The sequence below is a fragment of the Okeania sp. genome, assembly GCF_983059655.1.
Genome location: NZ_CEZPJD010000760.1, coordinates 1 through 3,838 on the forward strand (window position 1 = coordinate 1; position 3,838 = coordinate 3,838).

General features: G+C 33.6%; 4 protein-coding genes. 1 reads left to right on the forward strand and 3 read right to left on the reverse strand.

Annotated elements, in window-relative coordinates:
• Positions 1–113 precede the first annotated feature (113 nt).
• Complete coding sequence (locus tag AC3DU7_RS27950; RefSeq protein ID WP_488042522.1) at positions 114–956, forward strand: SAM-dependent methyltransferase; 843 nt, start codon at positions 114–116, stop codon at positions 954–956.
• 327 nt (positions 957–1,283) lie between these two features.
• Here the strand turns inward: AC3DU7_RS27950 and AC3DU7_RS27955 are convergent, their stop codons facing one another.
• From AC3DU7_RS27955 to AC3DU7_RS27965, 3 genes are all read right to left on the reverse strand, one after another.
• Positions 1,284–1,907, reverse strand: coding sequence for a hypothetical protein (locus AC3DU7_RS27955; RefSeq protein WP_488042523.1), 624 nt, complete (start codon positions 1,905–1,907; stop codon positions 1,284–1,286).
• Positions 1,908–1,933: 26 nt separating this feature from the next.
• On the reverse strand, positions 1,934–2,389 hold the full coding sequence (locus tag AC3DU7_RS27960; protein ID WP_488042524.1) for a hypothetical protein: 456 nt from the start codon (positions 2,387–2,389) through the stop codon (positions 1,934–1,936).
• Between the two features lie 521 nt (positions 2,390–2,910).
• Complete coding sequence (locus tag AC3DU7_RS27965; protein ID WP_488042525.1) at positions 2,911–3,549, reverse strand: transaldolase family protein; 639 nt, start codon at positions 3,547–3,549, stop codon at positions 2,911–2,913.
• Positions 3,550–3,838: the final 289 nt, after the last annotated feature.

Consider the following 3,838-nt stretch of genomic DNA (forward strand, 5'->3'; position numbering starts at 1 on the left):
ATACAAATTTGGATACTATTTTACAAGCATGGACTTATCAGGTTATGTCAAAATAGAATTCAGAATTGGTAAATCTACCTTTAATTCTAAATTCTAAATTTATAAATAAACTAATGTCTAATGTTTCAGTGATTGATAGCTTTAATCAAGACTACTTTAATAGCAAAGATATAGATTTGTTTTACCAAAGAGTATCAGGGGAGCATACTCATTGTGGCATATTTGAACATCCTGACGAAGATTTGCATATAGCCAAAAAGCGAACTACAGAATACATGGCATCTCTATTAAAAATAGACAGTAATAGTCACTTGCTTGATTTAGGTTCTGGGTATGGTGGAGCAGCAAGATACTTAGCTGAAAAATATGGTTGTCAAGTATCTTGTTTGAATCTCAGCGAAGAGCAAAATGCGATTAATATTGAACGTAATCAAGAACAAAAACTTAGTCATCTTATTAATGTCTACCAAGGTAGTTTTGAAAATTTACCCTTTCCTAACTCTACATTTAATGTAGCTTGGGCGCAAGATTCTTTTTTGTATAGCGATACTCAATTACAAGCTTTTCGGGAAGCACATCGAGTTTTAGTTAAAGGCGGTGAATTTTTGGCTTGTACCTATTTCTTCAGTGGCGATCGCCTTTCAGAGGAAGACGTGAATAAGGTAACGAACTGGTATACAGGAGGAATTCACAAAGTATATTTCTTGCATATAGACGAGTATAGAAAAGTTGCCAAGGAAATTGGAATGTCTGAAGTTCAAATTATTGAATTAACAGATAATGTTCCTCTGAATTACTTACAACTATTGCAAAAAATGGAAAAAATTCAAGCTGAAGAACAGCTATGGAGTCAAGATTTTTTTAATAAAAAAAAGCAAAGATTATTGGATTGTTGTGAAATGGGTAAAAGTGGCTTGATTCAATGGGGAATATTGCATTATCAGAAAGAAAGTTAGAAAAATTCTAGACCATTGCTTTTTGATGAAATATATCTTTAGCTACCATAAATAACATTAATTAGGGTTTGCTGAAAAAGTTTTATGGGTGAGGGTAGGAACTCACGGGTTAACAAGCTAGTTAGGGCTTGCTAAAAAAATCTAAAAACATTGGTAGGTAAAGGTTTTAGCCTTTTGAAGTTTGGAAAAAGTACAAAAAGTTAGGTCTAAAAAATTCAAAAAGAGAGTATTTTAGGGTGGCTATGGCCAAAAAATCACTCCCGTGAGCTACTAAAGACTTCAAGCTACGAAAGTCAATTAAATTTGTTTACATCTCAAATGAAAACGCTATATCTTGATAAAAACTACTTGCATGAAACGTTTAGGTTTAAGATTACAAGGGTAATATTTCATATAACTCTCTTTTTCACTATAAAAAGGAGTCACTCCTTCTTCTCGTTTTCGTTTTGAGCCACTTAGGGCTTGTTTACCCTTAATATTTGGTACTATGGGGTATAGTTCATCTGATGGTCGTTGATTACTTATTGTTGATTTTATACTAAAACTAAAGAATACACCTATACACAATGCTGGATTTTGTCTAAACTCTCTTTTTCTGCGACTTTGTTTAAGCCTGTTAACATCATATTCAAACTCTGTAAAAAACGGATTATCTGTTGAACTTTTGCTTTCTGTTCGATATTTTCCTTCTGCTTTCAATTCTAATAAAATGCTTAAATCTGTTTCAGACCAGTTTACTACCATGTCTACTTTTTTCTCAGATTCTTGAAATATTCTAACTTCTCTTTCAATTGACACCCCTTTACTCTTTATTTCTTTTGCCAATTCTACTTGCAACCATCCTTCCCAGCCTCCTTTTAGTTGATAGTTTTCATAACATATTGTTGCATTCCTTTCAAACCATACATCTAGCAATTTAACTAATACTGAAGATCTAATAAATTGTGACATATTATACATCCAGGATTGTTCTATATTTAAAGTTGAATCTCTCTATCTTTATAGATAAAAAACTTATGGCCATCTTCAAAGCCTACTAATAAGCTTTTAGGAGTTTCTGGACAAGAAAAAGCTACACCAACAGAAAACATATATACAGCATTTCCTAATAATCCTTCTTGTTTTGGTGTAACTGCATCTGTTTGAATTGTGTATTTAAATAATTTTGTATGAGTCTCTATCTCTTTTATTAACTGTGTTTCCTTCCCTGTTCCTATACTCTCAACACCAAAAAAAGCTGTTATTAAATGTCCTTGTTCCATAAGACATTGAGTTAAAGGTTCAGTTATCGGTTTAAATGAAACATCTACACTTAATTGAAAGGCATCTTCCATGCCTATAACTTTTGGAGAAGCATCTCCTGTTGAATCAATAAGTTTTACATTTTCCACTACCATAGAAATAGCTCTACTTTCTAAAATATTAACAGACATATTTTTAATTCCTAATATTTAAAAACTCAGTAATTTGCTTTTCAAAAAGAATACAATATTTCTTGATAAAAAACACACTTTGTAATAAAAATTCACTCAAATTTCAGTGTCAATTTGGTTTCGATAGCTGACTAATTATTCAAGTTTTAGTCTAAACTCCAACATCTAAAGAATTTAATAAATTATGACCACAAATTAAACAATACTCAGCCCAAGCAAGAGTTCAAACTGGGTCTGGAGTCGTACCACCTTTCCAACAATGAGGATGTTGTGTGGAGAGAGGACGAAAAATCGCTGCGCGTATAATAATAACTATAACGCTAACTATTAGCACGATTTCTCAAAGGGCGTAAAGATTGTCGGCTGAAAGTTTTAGCAACATCAAACTTATAGCGACTATAAGTGTTTATATCCTCAAAGCGGGCTGGAGAAAGATGAACAAGTAAGGCATCATCGACCTAAAATTTGTAATATTTATCTTCAATTTCAGCTTCCTCCTACGAATATTTTATCATTACCAATCAATACATAATTCCCTTACCTTTTTCATTAAACTCTTTAAAAGTTTGTTCTGATAATTCCTGGGTAGTCATTGCCTGCAAAACAGGAAATGGTAATGTCAGATGATTAGCACCTGCCAATAAAGTAGCCACAGCCTCATCAGGAGATTTTATACTTGCTGCTAAAATTTCTGTACCGCTACCCTGCACTACCTCAGCCATTTCTCGCACCAATTTTAAACCATCTCCCAATAGTCTTGTTGCCCGGTTAACATAGGCGATCGCATATTTAGCACCTCCTTCTACAGCTACTACCGCTTGAGCAGGATGATATATTCCAGTTACAGAACAACTAATGTCTCGAGACAGATAAGATAGCACTTGAAAACCAATGGCAGTTGCCGGAATTTTCAGAACTATTTTATGACCAATTAATTTCGATGCAGTTTTCGCTTCTGCCATCATGTCATCAAAATTAGTAGCAGTAAGTTGGTAATATAATTCTCCAGAAACAATTTCTGAAAGTTCCTTTAATGTAGCTTCTGGAGACAGATCGCTTTTTACTAACAAAGTAGGGTTAGTTGTCACGCCAGATATCCAACCAAATTTACTGGCAACTCTAGCTTCTGTTACTATTGCTGAATCAAGATAAAGAACCATTTTTTTCTCCTACAAAAATTAATCAATAAGTGCAATAAATAAATAAAGTAGGGTTTATTATTTACCGAAAAATTCTGGTTTAAAGCCTCCCCTTTTAAGGGGATAAAAAAAGAGAATATTTCATATTTCAAGCCTCTTGCTTTCCTGCGGAATGCTGCGCAAACAGCTAGAGGTACTGATAACTGATAACTGAAATGACTGTTCCCTGTTCCCTATTCCCTGTTCCCTTCTTCTAACTAATTCCCTCAAAAGGTCCTAAAAAAGTAGGTCGAGGACGAGTAATATGAAC